This window comes from Streptococcus sp. A12 (assembly GCF_905372335.1).
Lineage (GTDB): Bacteria > Bacillota > Bacilli > Lactobacillales > Streptococcaceae > Streptococcus.
The window spans coordinates 35,579-52,794 of the sequence record NZ_CAJPOU010000001.1 but is presented as its reverse complement, the minus strand read 5'-3'; the positions used below and the strand labels follow the sequence as shown (position 1 = coordinate 52,794).

General features: G+C 42.0%; 10 protein-coding genes and 2 pseudogenes. 3 read left to right on the top strand and 9 right to left on the bottom strand.

Annotated elements, in window-relative coordinates; genetic code table 11:
• Positions 1 to 191 precede the first annotated feature (191 nt).
• Positions 192 to 374, top strand: a pseudogene (locus tag QZ158_RS00260) (UTRA domain-containing protein); the annotation flags it as partial.
• Positions 375 to 638: 264 nt separating this feature from the next.
• Positions 639 to 5,495, top strand: coding sequence for a glycoside hydrolase N-terminal domain-containing protein (locus QZ158_RS00255; protein WP_293872858.1), 4,857 nt, complete (start codon positions 639 to 641; stop codon positions 5,493 to 5,495).
• Positions 5,496 to 5,549: 54 nt separating this feature from the next.
• Here QZ158_RS00255 and QZ158_RS00250 read toward each other — a convergent pair whose 3' ends face one another.
• From QZ158_RS00250 to QZ158_RS00215, 8 genes and pseudogenes are all read right to left on the bottom strand, one after another.
• Positions 5,550 to 6,353, bottom strand: coding sequence for an ATP-binding cassette domain-containing protein (locus QZ158_RS00250; RefSeq protein WP_293872857.1), 804 nt, complete (start codon positions 6,351 to 6,353; stop codon positions 5,550 to 5,552).
• Positions 6,354 to 6,366: 13 nt separating this feature from the next.
• Positions 6,367 to 7,260 carry an ABC transporter permease gene (locus tag QZ158_RS00245; RefSeq protein ID WP_293872856.1) on the bottom strand — a complete coding sequence of 298 codons (894 nt, stop codon included), beginning with the start codon at positions 7,258 to 7,260 and terminating at the stop codon, positions 6,367 to 6,369.
• Between the two features lie 10 nt (positions 7,261 to 7,270).
• Positions 7,271 to 8,245: an ABC transporter substrate-binding protein gene (locus QZ158_RS00240; protein WP_125329102.1), complete on the bottom strand. Its 975-nt coding sequence runs from the start codon at positions 8,243 to 8,245 to the stop codon at positions 7,271 to 7,273.
• 428 nt (positions 8,246 to 8,673) lie between these two features.
• Positions 8,674 to 9,891, bottom strand: a complete 1,218-nt coding sequence (locus QZ158_RS00235) for a hypothetical protein (protein WP_293872837.1) — start codon at positions 9,889 to 9,891, stop codon at positions 8,674 to 8,676.
• 113 nt (positions 9,892 to 10,004) lie between these two features.
• Positions 10,005 to 11,354: a hemolysin family protein gene (locus tag QZ158_RS00230; RefSeq protein WP_293872835.1), complete on the bottom strand. Its 1,350-nt coding sequence runs from the start codon at positions 11,352 to 11,354 to the stop codon at positions 10,005 to 10,007.
• A 319-nt stretch (positions 11,355 to 11,673) separates the two neighbouring features.
• Complete coding sequence (locus QZ158_RS00225) at positions 11,674 to 12,525, bottom strand: M protein trans-acting positive regulator PRD domain-containing protein (protein WP_366928161.1); 852 nt, start codon at positions 12,523 to 12,525, stop codon at positions 11,674 to 11,676.
• A pseudogene (locus QZ158_RS00220) lies at positions 12,523 to 12,900 on the bottom strand (helix-turn-helix domain-containing protein); the annotation flags it as partial. The pseudogene QZ158_RS00220 and the gene QZ158_RS00225, both read right to left, overlap by 3 nt.
• Positions 12,901 to 13,091: 191 nt before the next feature.
• The gene (locus QZ158_RS00215) at positions 13,092 to 14,219 is read right to left on the bottom strand and encodes an AI-2E family transporter (RefSeq protein WP_048688254.1); all 1,128 of its coding nucleotides are present in this window, start codon (positions 14,217 to 14,219) and stop codon (positions 13,092 to 13,094) included.
• 56 nt (positions 14,220 to 14,275) lie between these two features.
• On the opposite strand from QZ158_RS00215, the gene QZ158_RS00210 reads away from it, so the two are divergent.
• A complete protein-coding gene (locus tag QZ158_RS00210) occupies positions 14,276 to 15,079 on the top strand; it encodes an ABC transporter ATP-binding protein (protein WP_293872832.1) in 804 nt (267 codons plus the stop codon).
• 82 nt (positions 15,080 to 15,161) lie between these two features.
• Here QZ158_RS00210 and QZ158_RS00205 read toward each other — a convergent pair whose 3' ends face one another.
• Positions 15,162 to 17,216 carry a sodium:proton antiporter gene (locus QZ158_RS00205; RefSeq protein WP_293872830.1) on the bottom strand — a complete coding sequence of 685 codons (2,055 nt, stop codon included), beginning with the start codon at positions 17,214 to 17,216 and terminating at the stop codon, positions 15,162 to 15,164.

The window sequence follows — 17,216 nt, the reverse complement described above, 5'->3', positions numbered from 1 at the left end:
GTTTTATGGTTTTATTATACCATGATTCCTTGTGAATAAAAGGATTTTAATGATTTTTTAGAAAATAAACTGTTTTTCAATTTCAACCCATTGTATTAGTACAGGCCCTTCCAGTCGCTGTTACTCTTACCTATTTTCTATGGCAAAAAAAGAAAACGAAGAGCCGTTTTCTTTTTTTTAATATCTTAAGAATCTTGATCTCACTAATCGATAATCGCAACAAAATCTTACTGGATCTTGGAAAAGACCAACACGTGGTGACGGTCCGCTCCCAAGTTCACCTAGCAGACGGACGCCAATTCCAGTTCACTGAAAGCCGTCACAAATTAGATAAATTCCATTTTGTCGACTATGCAAAAAGAAATCAAAAATAAAGTACTCCTCTGACAGTTGAGAATGGACTCAACTGTTTTTTTACGATATCCGAAAATGAAAACCATTTTCAGTCCTAAATAATAGCTTATTTATCTCGTATTTCTCTACTATTTCAAGAAATAACACTCTCAAATATGCATCTTACCTAAAAGCTATTGACATTTTCCTGTTTCCCTATTAAATTGGGTATGATAGAAATAAATATGAAGGGACTGTCTTTAATTGAAAATGTAAGCGGTCTCAAAAGAATAGAGAAGAGTTCTATGGACCAAAGATTTTTGGAAAAATCCTGTCGTTATAGTATCCGCAAACTAACTGTTGGTACGGCTTCTGTTTTATTAGGAGCCATTTTTCTCGGCTCACACCAGGTAGGTGCTGATAGTATTGTTGGAAGCCAAAACGAAAGCAACCACCTTGAAGCTGCCCCAGCCATAGAGAGCCCGACTGATGGAACCGGAGAAGCCAAACCAGAAAATCCGTATATCGCTCCTATTTCTGAAGAAAAAAGCTCGTCACCTGATACAGAAGTTCAAAGCAAGCATACAGCCACTTCGACTACTTCGATTGAGCCAAATGAAGAAAGGGAAACTATGAAAGTTGAGACTCCCGTGACCAAACAAACAGATTATCATTTAAGCTACAATCAACCTGCTGCTGCTACCTATGATGGGTGGGAAAAACAAGCTCTCCCAGTCGGAAATGGAGAAATGGGCGCTAAGGTTTTCGGACTCATCGGCGAGGAGAGAATTCAATACAACGAAAAAACTCTTTGGTCTGGTGGACCACAACCGGATAGCACCGACTACAACGGGGGAAACTATCAAGATCGCTACAAAGTCTTAGCAGAAATCCGTAAGGCCCTTGAAGCTGGAGACAGCAAAAAAGCGAAACAGTTAGCCGAAGAAAATCTAGTAGGCCCAAACAACTCTCAATACGGACGCTACTTATCTTTCGGTGATATCTTTATGGTCTTTAACAACCAAAAGAAAGGTTTGGAGAACGTTACCGACTATCACCGTGACTTAGATATTACCGAAGCTATCACGACTACTTCTTATAGCCAGGATGGAACCACCTTTAAACGCGAAACCTTCTCTAGCTATCCAGATGATGTTACTGTGACCCATTTGAGTAAAAAAGGGGATAAGACCCTCGATTTTACCCTTTGGAATAGCTTGACAGAGGATTTACTTGCGAATGGTGACTACTCTTGGGAATATTCGAATTATAAACAAGGGACAGTCACGACCGATTCAAATGGTATCTTCCTCAAGGGGACTGTCAAAGACAATGGCCTTCAATTTGCCTCCTATCTTGGAATCAAGACAGACGGACAAGTCACTGCCCAAGATGGCTATTTGACTGTCACTGGAGCCAGCTATGCGACCCTTTTACTCAGTGCCAAGACTAATTATGCTCAAAATCCAAAAACCAATTACCGCAAAGATATTGATGTAGAAGTTACTGTCAAATCGATCGTCGAGGCTGCTAAAGCCAAAGATTATGAAACTCTGAAACATGACCACATCGAGGACTACCAGCGTCTCTTCAATCGTGTCCAACTGAATCTGGGTGGCAACAAGTCTAGCCAAACGACAAAAGAAGCTCTCCAAACCTATAATCCAACAAAAGGGCAAAAACTAGAAGAACTCTTCTTCCAATACGGACGTTACCTACTGATCAGTTCTTCTCGTAACCGGACAGACGCCCTCCCTGCCAACTTGCAAGGAGTCTGGAATGCTGTAGATAATCCACCTTGGAACGCTGACTACCACCTCAATGTCAACCTACAAATGAACTATTGGCCTGCCTATATGAGTAATCTCGCAGAAACAGCTAAGCCAATGATCAATTATATCGATGACATGCGCTATTATGGCCGTATCGCTGCTAAAGAATATGCAGGTATCGAATCCAAAGAAGGTCAAGAAAACGGTTGGTTGGTTCATACTCAGGCGACACCATTTGGCTGGACTACTCCTGGCTGGAACTATTATTGGGGTTGGTCTCCTGCTGCCAATGCTTGGATGATGCAAAACGTCTATGACTACTACAAATTCACCAAGAATGAAACTTATCTTAAAGAAAAGATTTATCCAATGCTCAAGGAAACTGCTAAGTTCTGGAATTCCTTCTTGCACTACGACAAGGCTAGTGACCGTTGGGTTTCTTCTCCATCCTACTCGCCAGAACATGGAACTATCACGATTGGGAATACCTTTGACCAATCTCTAGTTTGGCAGCTCTTCCAAGACTATATGGAAGCAGCCAATCATCTGAAGGTCGACCAAGATTTGGTGACAGAAGTGAAGGCTAAATTTGACAAGTTAAAACCTCTTCACATCAACCAAGACGGCCGTATCAAGGAATGGTACGAAGAAGACAGTCCTCAATTCACCAACGAAGGCATTGAAAATCATCACCGTCACGTTTCCCATCTAGTTGGACTCTTCCCAGGTACTCTATTTGATAAGGACCAGCCTGAATATCTGGAGGCCGCACGCGCAACCTTAAACCATCGTGGAGATGGCGGTACAGGTTGGTCCAAGGCTAATAAAATTAACCTCTGGGCTCGTCTCTTATACGGAAACCGCGCTCATCGTTTATTGGCAGAACAGCTAAAATCTTCAACTCTAGAAAACCTCTGGGATACCCATGCACCTTTCCAAATCGATGGGAACTTTGGTGCAACCAGTGGGATGGCAGAAATGCTCCTTCAATCTCACACTGGCTATATTGCCCCATTACCAGCCCTTCCAGATGCTTGGAAAGACGGTCAAGTCTCAGGTCTCGTGGCCCGTGGCAACTTTGAAGTCAGCATGAAATGGAAAGAAAAAAATCTTGAGACTTTAGCTTTCCTTTCCCATGCAGGTGGAGATTTAGTGGTCGATTATCCGGATATCGAATCAAGTATTGTCAAGATTAACGGGAAAGAAATCAAACCAACTCTTCTCAAAGACAATCGGATTCAGATTGCCACTCAAAAAGGGGATCAGATCACCTTTGAAAAGTTACCAGAGCGGCTCACTCGCCTATCTGCTGTGAGAAAGGATGCTGTAACTGCTGAACTCGATTTCAATCCGGTTGCAGATGCGACCCACTATGTCATCCGTCGAGAAAGTAATAACGAAAGCAGTGATGCTCCTTCTATCAAGGAATTCCTAACCAATGTCACTCATTTCATCGATCGCTCCATTGATTCTCTCCATAGCTATAGCTATACTGTTAGAGCCATAAATGGGGATCACTCAAGACAAGTATCCGAATCTGCGTCCATCCAACCAGTTGTCGAATGGATGGACGACAGAGATCCTCGTGTTCAATACGGTCCTGCCTTCCATAACTGGGAGGATGCTGACCTATTTGCAGGAACCGAAAAATATGCTGACCTAACTGTCGATAGTTATTCTAACAACGATGCTACTGCTAGAATTTCTTTTAATGGACGAGGAATTGAAATCTATGGTCTCAAATCATCTGAATTAGGCCTAACGGAAGTTCAAATCGATGGCAAGAAAGTAGGAGACCTGGATTTCCACACCTCGGGAGAGACGGAAAAAAGTGCTCTAATCGGTCGTTTCACAGGACTTCCTGATGGAGAGCACCTCCTGACTCTAACCGTGAAGAAGGAACACTTGAACCGAGGGAATGAACGCTCAAAAATTTCCTTGGATTACTTTAAAATCTATCCAGGTCAAGGGGCGACTGTTGAAAAGATGGATGACAGAGATTCTCGTATCCACTATGGATCCTTGTTCAAGGACTGGAGCGAATCAGGCTTATATCAAACGACAGAAAAATACGCGACTCTCCAAAACGTGGATCCATCTCAGTATTCAGAGGCCAAGGCAACCATTCCTTTCACTGGTACAGGTATTCACATTTACGGCTTAAAATCTTCTGACTATGGAAAAGCCTTAGTCACCATAGATGGAAAAGAAATGTCAAGTTTGGACTTCTACTCAAGTGCTGACTATGAAAAGAATGTGTTAATTGGCGAGTATTCAAACTTAAGCAATGGAGATCATATCCTCACCTTGACAGTCGATCCTAACTCTCCTGATGACAGAAAAATGATTTCTCTGGATTCATTTGACATCCTGAAGCCGTCAACAGTATCCCTCGGTACTCCAAGCCTGGCCCCAATAAAAGCAGGCGATCAGACCATTACCCTCACACTTCCGTCTGGGGAGTGGGATGCTATTGCCCTTCATTTCCCTGGGGAAAAAGATCCTGTTTTCCTCAAAAAAACGGAGGAGCAACACGTCATCCTATCAGATGGAAATCGAGTGTTAGAGATTAAGGACCAGCAAGTTGAATTGCCGATCCCAGAAACTGCTCATCAAAAACAAACTCAGATTATCTCAGCCTATGCCATCCGAGGAAAGACCATCACTAGTCCGGTCGTCTCTCTCTTACCGGCTATTGTGACAAGTTTGGGAGACCAAGAACCACCTGTGGTGACCCTTCCTGAGTACACAGAGCCAATCGGCACTGCTGGACAGGAGGCAACTATCCACTCTCTACCTGAATATGTCCTTCGAGTACTGAAAGACCAAGCAAGCCAGGTAGAGGTCATTAGTGGAGAAAATGAGATTGGTAGTGACAGTCATTTAGAGATTCAAAAGGTCCTTGACCAAGGACTCTTTGGCAAAACCTACGATGCTTTCAACCTTCAACTCAAGGATAAAGAAGGGAATCCAGTTCCAGTAAAAGGAAGTGTATTGGTTCGACTTCCACTATCAAAAGAAGTGAAGCAAGTCTATGTCTTGTCTCCTAATCAAGAACTCCAACCATTAGCATTTACACTACGAGAGGGCATGATTGAATTCATGGCACAAGAGTTAGGAACCTATGCCATTGTCTACCAGTCAGACTCCAGTGAACAAGTGGAGCCGACTCTATCAGAAAGAAGGGAGCCAAACAAGCCAGTTTCAGAGAGCATAAGTCTAAGGAAGGCCGATGATACTATAATGAGTGTTCCCAACTCTAAACAAGACCAGGCTTCGCAAAGACAACTTCCAAAAACCAATCAGGAACAACGTCCATACCTCCTCTTCTTAGCAGGACTTAGCCTTGTCCTCACAGCTAGCTTCGTTGGGAAAAAGGAACAGGTTTAGCTTGATGTGGCTGACAAGATCAATAAAAAGGATGGAATCTCCATCCTTTTTCGTTTATCCTAAAACCAATTCGTCACTCACCAAGGTTTCACCACTATTCTGATGGAAAAGGCGCATCAAGTCTTCAACCGTCAGGTTCTTCTTTTCTTCTCCTTTAACGTCGACCACGATCTTGCCTTGGTAGAGCATGATCAAACGATTGCCATATGCGATGGCATGATTCATGTCATGCGTAATCATCAAGGTTGTCAAATCATGGCTTTCCACAATCTTTTGCGTCAATTCCATGACCATTTCACTGGTCTTGGGATCGAGCGCTGCAGTATGTTCATCCAGTAGCAAGAGTTTTGGTTTGACCAAGGCTGCCATGACCAAGGTCAAAGCTTGCCGCTGTCCCCCTGATAAGTATTGCGTGTCCACTTTGAGGCGATTTTCCAAACCAATATTGAGTTCCTTCAAGGCTGCTTTAAATTCTTCGCGGTCTTTTTCTTTGACCCCCCAACTGAGTCCCCGTCTTGCTCCCCGTTTTTTAGCAATGGCCATATTCTCTTCAATGGTCAAGCGGGAAGCCGTCCCCATCTTAGGATCCTGGAAAACACGCGCAATATCTTTCGCACGCTTCCGAACACTGGTCTGCTTAATCGATTTCCCTTCCAAAATGATATCCCCTTGATCCACTTGCAGGCCACCTGCCAGAATATTCATCAAGGTCGATTTACCGGCTCCATTTCCTCCGATGACAGAAATGAAATCTCCTTCTTCTACTGTCAGATCCAAGCCTTTGAGAACATGATTTTCATTGACCGTACCTGCTTCGAATGTCTTATGGATATCTTCAATTTTTAACAATGTTGCCATTTATCTTCTCCTTCTAGTTGCTGGTTAATTTCAATCCACGAATCTTGAGACGTTTCTGGGCTTCTGGTGCGAACAAGACCAAGGCCAAGAGAATGGCGTTAAACAAACGGACCAAATTTTGGTCTAGGTTTGGAATTTCGTAGATATTGAGGATAATGAGGCGGTAGACAATTGCCCCCACTCCAATCGAAAGCAAGCGTCCTCCAATGGTCAAATCATGGATCAAGACTTCTGCTAAAATAACAGCACTGAGACCTACGACGATGGTCCCTGTACCAGAAGTCACGTCTGAGAAGCCATCTGTCTGAGCGAAGAGAGCCCCACACAATGCCACCAAGCCATTGGAAATCATGTAACCGAAAATCTTCATGGTGTCCACATTCACCCCATTGGCCTCACTCATCGGGATATTGTCACCAGTCGAACGAAGAACCAAACCAATCTGGGTTTTCATCAAGAGGGTCAAAATCAGACAGACCAATAACAAACAAGCAATACTAACAGCAAAAACAGCCTCCTCATTGGACAAACCCAAGCCCATCACAGACTTGAAAATGGTACTAGAATCTCCAATGGATAAATTAGGGACGCCCCCCATGATCTTAATATTGATCGAATAGAGACCCGTCAGAGTCACAATCCCTGTTAAGAGCGCTGGGATCTTCATCTTGGTATGAAGAATACCAGAGACCAATCCTGCTAGCATCCCTGCTAAAATCGAGAAGAGGGTCGCTAGCCAAGGGTTTTGCCCTACTTGGATTTGGGAAGCAACGACTGCAGCCCCAAGCGGGAAAGCCCCTTCTGCTGTCATATCCGCTATATCTAAAATGCGGAATGTTAAGAAAATACCAATGGCCATAATCGACCACAATAAACCTTCAGATAAACTTGATAATACTAAATCCATCATCCATCTCCTATTTCTTTTCGTTCATACCAGAGAGATCAATTCCTAATTTCTTAGCCATCTCTTTGTTGACATACAATTCTAGATTCTTAGGCGCCTCCACTGCCAGTTCGGCTGCCTTTTCCCCTTTCAGGATACGAATCGCCATCCGGGCAGATTGACGCCCTAACTCGGTGTAGTCTGTCCCATAGGTATAGAGCCCGCCTACTTGGGCCATTTCAATCGAGCCTCCAATAACTGGAACCTGATGTTTCAAAGACACTTGCTTAATGGTTTCCATAGTGGAAGAAATGATGTTGTCTGTTGGAATAAAGACCATATCGACTTCTGACATCAAACTGTCCGCTGCCGCTTTCACATTATTACTGTCTAAGATAGTCTTCTCGACGACACGGTAGCCTTTGGCCTCAAGGACCTTCTTAGCTTCCTCTTTTTGAACGACTGAGTTGGGTTCACTTTGCGTATAGAGGATCCCGATTGTCTTAGCTGTTGGCAAAACCTTTTGAATCAGATCGACTTGCGTAGCAATGGCATCTGAAGATTGGTCGCTCGTTCCTGTCACATTGCCACCAGGTTGATCCAAGTTCTTGACCAGCTTGGCAGCCAGAGGATCCGTCACTGCAGAAAATACTACAGGAGTCGTTTTGCTTGTATTGGCGATACTTTGTGCTGACGGAGTCGCAATGGCAAATACCAGATCACTTTCCTGTGACAATTGATTTGAAATATTTTTCAAATTTCGCTGCTCCCCTTGGGCATTTTGATAATCAATTTCAATCTCTTCTCCATCCACATAACCTTGTTTGGCTAACTCTTCGACAAAGCCTTTTCGAGTCGCATCTAGAGACTTATGGGTAATATACTGGGAAATCCCAATCTTGATCTTTTGATGCTTAGAGGTCTTCAAGTGGTGGAGGGTCAAGAGGGAGGTCATTAGTAGACCAACTACCAGGACCGGGGCAATTAACTTCTTTACAATTTTCATGAAACATGTCTCCTTCTCTAAAACATTCAAACAGAATACAAAAAACCGTTTAGATGATTCTAAACGGTTGGTATTATTCCTCACAAACTTAAAAGTATGCCAGCATTGCCGTCCATTTAGATATCATCTATATGGACCACAATCAAAAATCTTAGCCACATAGATACAAACAAATTGCTCGTTTCGTTTGCATCCATGAGTTCATGTCTACAAACATTATCTAAAGTAGCTAAAGTAAAAGTTTTGATTCAACAATGTGGAGTTCGTGTTTTTCATAAGATTCTGCTTTCGTTTTTTTATGTTGACTATCTTACCGAAAATTTTTCAGGCTGTCAACCCTAAATTCAGAATTTTTCTAATTATCTTATTTTTTTCTACGTATATCAACAAAAAAAGTGCCCGATTAGGGCACTAAATGAGCGAATATCTTATTTTTTAAAGGAGTATTCTATTCCATAGTCATCTTCATCCACGGAAACTTTCAGGGTTCCATTTTTAATTTTATACTTGAGGTCGTATTGAAGGATATAACTCGAATCTTCATACTGAATGAATCGGTGACCTTTTTCATCAAGCTCACCTTCAAAGGCTACCATTTTAAGGGTACCTTTCTTCACATCGATTTCAAGGCCCATATCCTCTAAATAAGAACTCTCACTTTTTTCCTGGATATAGTCTAAGGCATCCTCAACAGAGTAAAAATCATTGTCTCCATCATCATAGAGTTCCTTTGCAGCTCCCTTGAAATCAATCTTACCAACCACACTGATGGTCACTTTTTTCCCCTTTACCTCTACGATCATATCAATGTCTTTTATAAATTCACTTGAAATATCTGATGTAGCCGAGAAGGTGCCAGAAAAAGCAGACTTCATTGTCTTTTTCATTTCAGGAGTAGCTGACCATTTTCCTTGAATACTATTTGGATTTTTAGCAAATAAGAAAAATGCAAGTACAGATAAAACTGCAACAGCAACAAGACTACATAAACCAATAATCAGCCCTTTTTTAGACTTCTTACCTGGCATTGGAGCTTGTCCCATATATGGGGAATTAGTCTGGTAATTCAGTTGCCCATTGTTTTTATAGCCTCCCTGCATCTGAGCGTTGTTATAAGATGCGAAGGGCGCTCCTGCTTGAGCCGCCTCCTGAACAGGAGCTTGTGGCTGAGTTCCACCTTGTCCAAAAGCCTGTCCTTGATGCTGATAAGGACTTGTTCCACCTTGGAATTGATTTGGAGTTGGACTTGCACCTCCAAATGGGGCTTGGCCTGTACCTCCAAACTGTGTTTGTTCTGGGGCTGGTGTTGCACCTCCAAATGGCGTTTGCTCTGGAGTTGGCGCTGCTCCTCCAAATTGTGTTTGCTCTGATGCTGGTATCGAATCTCCAAATGGTGTTTGCTCTGGGGCTGGCGCTGCTCCTCCAAATTTGGCTTGTTCTGGAAACGGTAAGGGACCTCCAAATTGTCCTTGACTGGAAACAGGTGCTGCACCCTCAAATGGAGATTGAATTGGGTTTACGGGCGTATTCGGTGTCGCTTGTGTTTCATGACTTCCAAACGTACCAAAAACCTGTTGGATCTCCTCTTGATTGGCTGGTCGACCGTGGGCTCTCTCAAACTCTGCTAACCATTCTTCTTGTTTCATTGCTATCTCCTTATAACCACTAATTATTTTATTATAAATTAATTTGGTTAGAGATGCAAACTCAACTAAAATGAATATAAAAAAATCAGGGAAACTCCCTGATTTGATGTTCTTTATTCTTGAACTTTTGTCGTTTGCTCGTCTTCATCGACTAGATCACTGACCTCAACCTTCACCTTGGTAACACGACCATTTTTCACCTTATCGTTTGTAAGGATCAAGTGTTTCTTCATGCTGTCTACTTCAAAACTCAAGCGTTCCTTGTGACCTGGAATGCGACCAACCCCAGTTAGGTAGTAGCCTGCAATGGTATCCACATCATCACTTTCCAGCTTCACATCAAAATACTCATTAAAGTCATTTAAGGTCACAATCCCCTGCACAATATAGAGGTTAGGCTCAATTTCAAATACGTCATTTTCAGCCTTATCAGTCTCATCATCGATTTCCCCGACAATTTCCTCAAGAAGGTCTTCCAAGGTTACCAGACCAGCCATTCCTCCATACTCATCGAGCAAAATGGCCATCTGATTTTGTGTATTCCGGAGTTCCTTTAAAAGATCATCAACAAAGATCGTTTCCGGTACAAAGAGCGGTTCCTGAAGAATCTTGCGAAGAGCGATGTTATCAAATCCATTCACAAAACCTTCATTAAGCAAACGTTTGGTATGGATCAGACCAATGACATTGTCCTTGTCATCATCATAGACAGGAATACGAGAAAAATTCTGTTTTAAGATACTTTCGATGATTTCTCTGGTATCATCTTGGATATCCACCATAAAGGCATCCGTACGAGGAACCATTAGCTCACGCGCCATCAGCTCATCTAGTGAAAAGACTCCTTGCAACATTTCAATCTCGTCAGCATCCAGACTCGTTTCACTCTTAGCCAGCATATAGGCAATCTCATCCCGTGACATCTCTTCGTCTGCATCATCGAATTGCATAGGGGTCAGACGACTGACCAGATTGGTTGATGCCGATAAGAGCCAGACAAAGGGGCTAACGATTTTTCCTAGTAAAATAACAATTGGAGCCGTTCGAATAGCCAAGCTATCTTTCAGATTCATGGCAATACGCTTCGGATATAACTCACCAAATACAATCGAAATATAGGTCAAAAAAGCCAGTGAGAGGAAGCTAGCTATCGCACGTGCTGTCTCCGTATTTCCCATACAAGAAGCGATTACTTTCCCAAGATTATCTGCTAGGCTTGCCCCAGACAAGATGGTAATCAAGGTAATACCAACCTGAATCGTAGATAAAAAGTGGTTGGGATTTTCCAATACCTTTAAGAGACGAATATATTTCTTATCACCTTCCTCAGCCTTTTGCTCTACTCGAGAACGGTTCAGCGATACCATCGACATCTCCGTTGCAGAGAAAAATGCATTTAATAAGGTCAATACAAATAGTAAAACAAATTGCAGTATTAAATCCTGACTGCCAGGGTCTTCCATGGATATTCTCCTCAATGTATAGTAATAATGCCCATTATATCATATTTTTTAAAATGGTGCATAGTCGCAAAAATTTCCCTTCTAAAAGAGGAGGGAAGGCCAGTTATACTCCATAACGTGTAAAATCATAAAAGAGTACATTCAGTTTTTCTACAAATTCCAAAAGGGTCAAACTACTTGTACAAATAAATTTTTTCCCTTTTATATCCGGAATCATAAAGTTGGCAACAATGACATCATACTCAGTGTGCTCTAATTCATGAAGTTTAAAGTCATGCTTGATGACCTGTGAAAACTCAGAGTTATCCGTACAATAAAATTATAAGAAATCAATCATGGACTTAGCATCGTGGTCATCGTATCGGCTAATGATTAAGACCTTGACAGCTGTCCGTCTCCTTAATAGTTGAGGCAATAGATTTTCCCAATGTGAAAATACGGTATAAATCTGATGCTTGAGGTTTTCAGGATTTTCATGAAAGCCCATCTCTTTGAGATAGTGATACAAACCAGTTTCAACATCCAGATAAAATTTAGGGAAGAGGGTTCGATAATCCTCATTGGTATAGCTCTTAGTATCATAGAGAAGAAATTCACCAAAGATTTCACGCCGCTCCAAATAGGCAGTGTTGTGAATATGTATGATCATCTCTTCATAATTCTCAAGTTCTAAACCATAAGATTCACTCAGGTGATCAAGAAATTGAGAGGCTAAAATATAGGATTTTTTTGTAACAGCGTCTTCCTCTGTAGCGTCAATCAGACCCTGTGGAGTAAAATAGAAGCGTTTCTGTAAGAAGATAATAAAGAGTTGTTCTATGGTTTCTTCGTTAAATTCCACACCCAACTGCAAGCCAAAATAACGAAGCATCTCATTGATTTTTGGTAGTTCCTGATAGAGATAGGCGTATTGTTCAAAATTATTGGCCCCTTCAATTCGATAACCTTGCTTAATCCGGTATAGGTAGACCGTCAGCATAATTTTATAGGAATGGAAAATCGAATAAGTCAGTGGGATTTCTGTCAATTTGAAGAAGGTGAAGAAATCAATGATGACTTGCTCTCTGATATCTGGAAATGGCCACTCTAAATAATAATACCGCTCTGCAAAATACTGGGAATAGAAAAAGCGAATATCGACTTCGTCCCCCACAATATTTAGAGGATTCAAGGTGATTCGAATATTGTACTTTTCCTGAATAATTTGGTTGATATTTCGAATCAAGCGATAAAATGATTACTGGCTGAGATCATACCGTCTACAAATTAAGTCACTGGAAACATCCTTATGGAAGAACAAGTATTCCAAGAGGGAGAAAGTTGTAGATTCTTTAAAGAAGTGATGGTACACCACCTCAATCCCAATTGAATCGTCATAGCTAATTTTAATACCATTTGTCGAGGATTCAATCAAAAATTCATTAAAGACCGTCCGTAAATTTGAAAGATCCTCCTTTAATGACCGCTCTGTACAATCTAACATTTCAGCGAGTTCCTTCAAATGAAACCAGCGCTTTTCACGAATTAATGTTTCTAGCAAACGCATTTGGCGTCGCTGCTTCTTGGCAAGCAATTCTATCATCTTATAGAAACTCCTTGATCTTGTATCATTACTAATTCATTATAACATATTGTCTTAAAGGAAAGGTAAAAGTTTACGATTCAAGTCCTTAGCCTATCCTTTCTAAGTCTATACTCAAAAAGGAATGGTCACCCATTCCCTTCTCGTTTATTCTGTTAGGATTTATTAATGATTCCAAACTCTTCTTGCTTGCGCTGTTCCTTTGTCTTTTTATGATTCTCATACAAGGCCGCGAGGAATTTCACGATCTCTTTACCGATCGAATAAACTGGAATGGCCACAACCATCCCAATCACACCATAGATGTTACTTGATAAGAGCAAGAGGACCATGATGGTAATGGGATGCACCTTCATCACCCCTCCCACAATCCGAGGGTAGAGGATATTTCCGTCAATCTGTTGGACGATGAGCATGAAGATAACCGCTTTGATCATCATATTGAAATCCGTGAAGGCATAGGTAACCACCATAGGAATCAAGCCAATCGTCGGTCCAATATAGGGAATGAGGTTGGCCAAGGCTGAGAAAATGGCAAAGACCAAGGCATACTTCAAACCGATAAAACTGTAGCCAATAAAGGCTAAAGTCCCGATGATTAAAGCATCGATAGAAATCCCACTAATATAGCGAGAAACTGTTTGGTTGAGACTCACTAAGAGAGAGGTAATATTCCGCCGATCATTTTTCAGGATAGTCCGCTCTAACATCGGTAACAGTTTTTTCCCATCAATCAAGAAGTATACCAAGAATATCGGTGTCATCACCAAAATGAAGAGTGTATTGACAATCGTTGACACCACACTACCTAAACTATTGGTCACACTGTTTAAGATATTTTGAAGAATATCCACATAAGACAGGTTTAACTGCTGAATAGTTGATTGGATATTGATACTCTGAAAGGCCGGATTTTTCGATAACTTCGTCACAAAACTTTGCACTTCCCAATACAAACCTTGGGTTGAATTAATCAAGCTTGTCAACTGGTTGATCAAAATAGGCAGGATATAAACAATCCCATAAATAATCAATCCAAAAAGGGTTACCAGAGTTAATAAAATGCCCCAAATTCGATTCAGATGAAATTTCTTTTCCAAAAATTCTACGATTGGATTGGTGATATAGTACAAGAAACCAGCAATCAAAAATGGAAGAATAATGGTATTCAGAACGGATACAAAGGGAGAGATCAGGCTTCCCATACTTCCCCAAATATAGAATATAATCGTTAATAATAGGACTTCACAGGTCCAGAAAAATAATTTACTTTTATGAAACATCCCTTTCCTCCTATCTGCTATTTTATCATATTTATGGTAAAATAGAGAATATTTTTATGAAGGTTAAAAAGATGAAAGAAAGCTTAATTGAACTGAAAGACGTCACTCTCAGAAAAGAAGGAAAAAATCTCCTTTCCCGTTTGAATTGGACCGTCAATAAGGAGGAAACCTGGGCCATCCTTGGACTGAATGGTGCTGGCAAATCGACCCTACTCCGTCTCCTAATGGCGGAATATTGGAAAACGGAAGGGGAGGTTTCTGTCCTTGGAACACAATTTGGACAAGGAGGCATTCCGGAGCTCCGCAAGCGAATCGGAGTGGTCAGCTCCTTTATTTCTGAGCGCATCCCTGAATCTCTATCCCCAGAAGAAATCGTCCTCACAGGGAAATACAAGAGTAGCATTCTCTATACAGCTTATGGAGATAAAGAACTTGAGGAAGCACGATCCATGCTGCGTCGCATCGGTGCTGCTTCTTTGATTGGGCGAAAATACCGGACTCTCTCTCAAGGGGAAAAACAGACGATTCTTATCGCCCGTAGTCTCATGGAAGAGCCCAATCTTCTCATCTTTGACGAAGCCTCTAGTGGGCTTGACTTATTTGCTCGGGAAGCGATCTTTCAGCTAATCCAACAGATAAAGCAGATGGAAAAGGCGCCGACCATTCTCTTTGTCACCCACCATGCAGAGGAAATCACCAAGTCCTTTAGCCATGTCCTTCTCCTCAAGGAGGGACAAAGTTTTGCCCAAGGACCTAAGGAGGAAATTCTCACCCAAGAAACGCTATCAGCTTTTTACGGGGGAAAGGTCCAGCTGATTCCAATCGGGGAAGAACGCTATTATATCCAGCCAGAGCAGTAAAAAGACTTACTAAGATACAAAACAAAGAGATTGGGTCAAGCGTCACCAATCTCTTTTCTTCTATTAAAGCGGAAACTCACTTTTACCGATTCCGAGCATAATTGATCATGTCATAAGGAAGAGTATTGGCACTTTCTCTTAAGGAATAGTTTTCCAATTCGTTGACATTTTGGCGCATGCGACGCGCATACTTGGCCGAAATTAAGTGCTGCTCCTCATATTCGAAAATCAATTTTCTTTCTAAGTAATAGCCTCTTAGCATCTCGTCAATATTATTGGGCTTGATGCGATTGATAACCCGCTCTACAAAAGCACCACTGGTAATCAACGATGTTTCCCGCAGACGAGATTCTTGAAGGAAGGAAATCAAGGTACTCCGATAAATCCCTTTTAGGTTTTCCAAACTCTCGATAATGATTTCCGTATTGGCCAGATACAAGGCAGCAATCTGGTCATAGTCGATGGCTTCGAGCTTGTAATTCTCTCCGTTTTTCCATGCCCGAATACCGGATCCAAAGGTCACAAGCTCGTGCAACAGCAGTCGGAGCAAGCGGAAGAGTACCAAGAAATAATAGGTCAGGCGCGATGACAGATTGCGGTTGACCTTCTGCTCCATGGATCGAAGATAACGTTGGTAGACATGGTAACTTCTATCTCGAATCTTTCCTTCTTCATAAGCCTGTTCCAAGCCATCGTTTTCAATACTAAGAATAAGGAGTTTTAGTTGTTCCCAGTCTCTTTGAGTCGCTTTATCCTCCTGATTGAGAATCATATTTTCTATCCGTCCATGATAATTATCAATCGCCGCGTATAAAGGACCCTTCTGTTTGGTCACCGTCAACTCTTTCTCCAATAGCATGACGACATCATTCAAGATAGCAATATGCATCAAATGATCATTGGATTCCTCTTTGCCCTCGGATAGTTTTGGGAGGACGAGAAGTCCGATTAAGAAACTACACAAGGTGACCCCTGCTACTAAAAACAAGAGAACTGGATATTCTGCTTCTAGATGCGTCGGTATCAAGAGAATGGTTGCGATGGACACTGTTCCTTTGACCCCTGAAAAGGTCAACAAGAGGGCATCTTTCAGATACTTATCAATGGATTTTTTCAATCGGAAACCCCGATACCAGTAAAATCCATACACCATCAAAAAGCGAATCAGGAACAAGAGCCCCGTCAATAAGAGAACAGTCACAATCAAGAGCAGATTGTTGTAAAAGGGAGTCCTCAAAATTGGCTCAGAAATCATCTCCAGCTCCATCCCCAAGAGGACAAAGACAGACCCATTGAGGACAAAATTGACTGTATTCCATACCGTATGCGTGACCGTATCCACCTTGGCTTCTAGTAGGGTAATTTTCTTAAACCGACTAGCCTTTAGGATCCCAGCCACGACAACCGCAATAATCCCTGATACATGGATCTCTTCTGCGATAAAGAAGGTCAGTAAGGGGAGACTCAATTCTAAAATGAGTTCACTGGCAATATCCGTTGCCCGAACACTGAGCAGTAATTTTTGAAGCCCACGGTTGACAGCAGCTGTCACAATCCCGACCGCAAACCCTCCTAAAATAGAGATGACCAAGTCCCAACTAGCTTGGCCCAAGGAAAATACTCCAGTGGTCCAAGCAGCTAGAGCCACACGAAAGGCCACCAAACCTGAAGCATCATTGAGCAAGCCCTCTCCTTTTAGAATGTTGGAGATTCGTTTTGGAAAGGTAAAGCGTTCCGAAAGGGAGGCAAAAGCCACCAAATCAGTCGGCCCGAGCGCTGCTCCTACTGCCATACAGGCCGCTAGTGGAATTCCTAGCCACAAGAGATGGGCCAACCACCCCAAGCTAAGGGTCGAAATAAAAATAACTGGGAAGATTAAAAAGGCGATAATGCGCCAGTGCTTCAGAATCGAGGTAATGTCTGCTTCTTCTGCTTCTCGAAAGAGTAATGGTCCAATAACCAAGGCCAAAAAGAGCTCGGTATCTAAGTGGTACTCCGAATTGGGTAAGAGAAAGCCAATCCCAATCCCCAATAATATCTGGATCAAAGGGAGGGGTAAAGTCGGAATCAACTTATTGGTCGCATTGGAGACAATCAGGATCAATGAAAAGACAATGGCGTATACAAGAATCTCCAT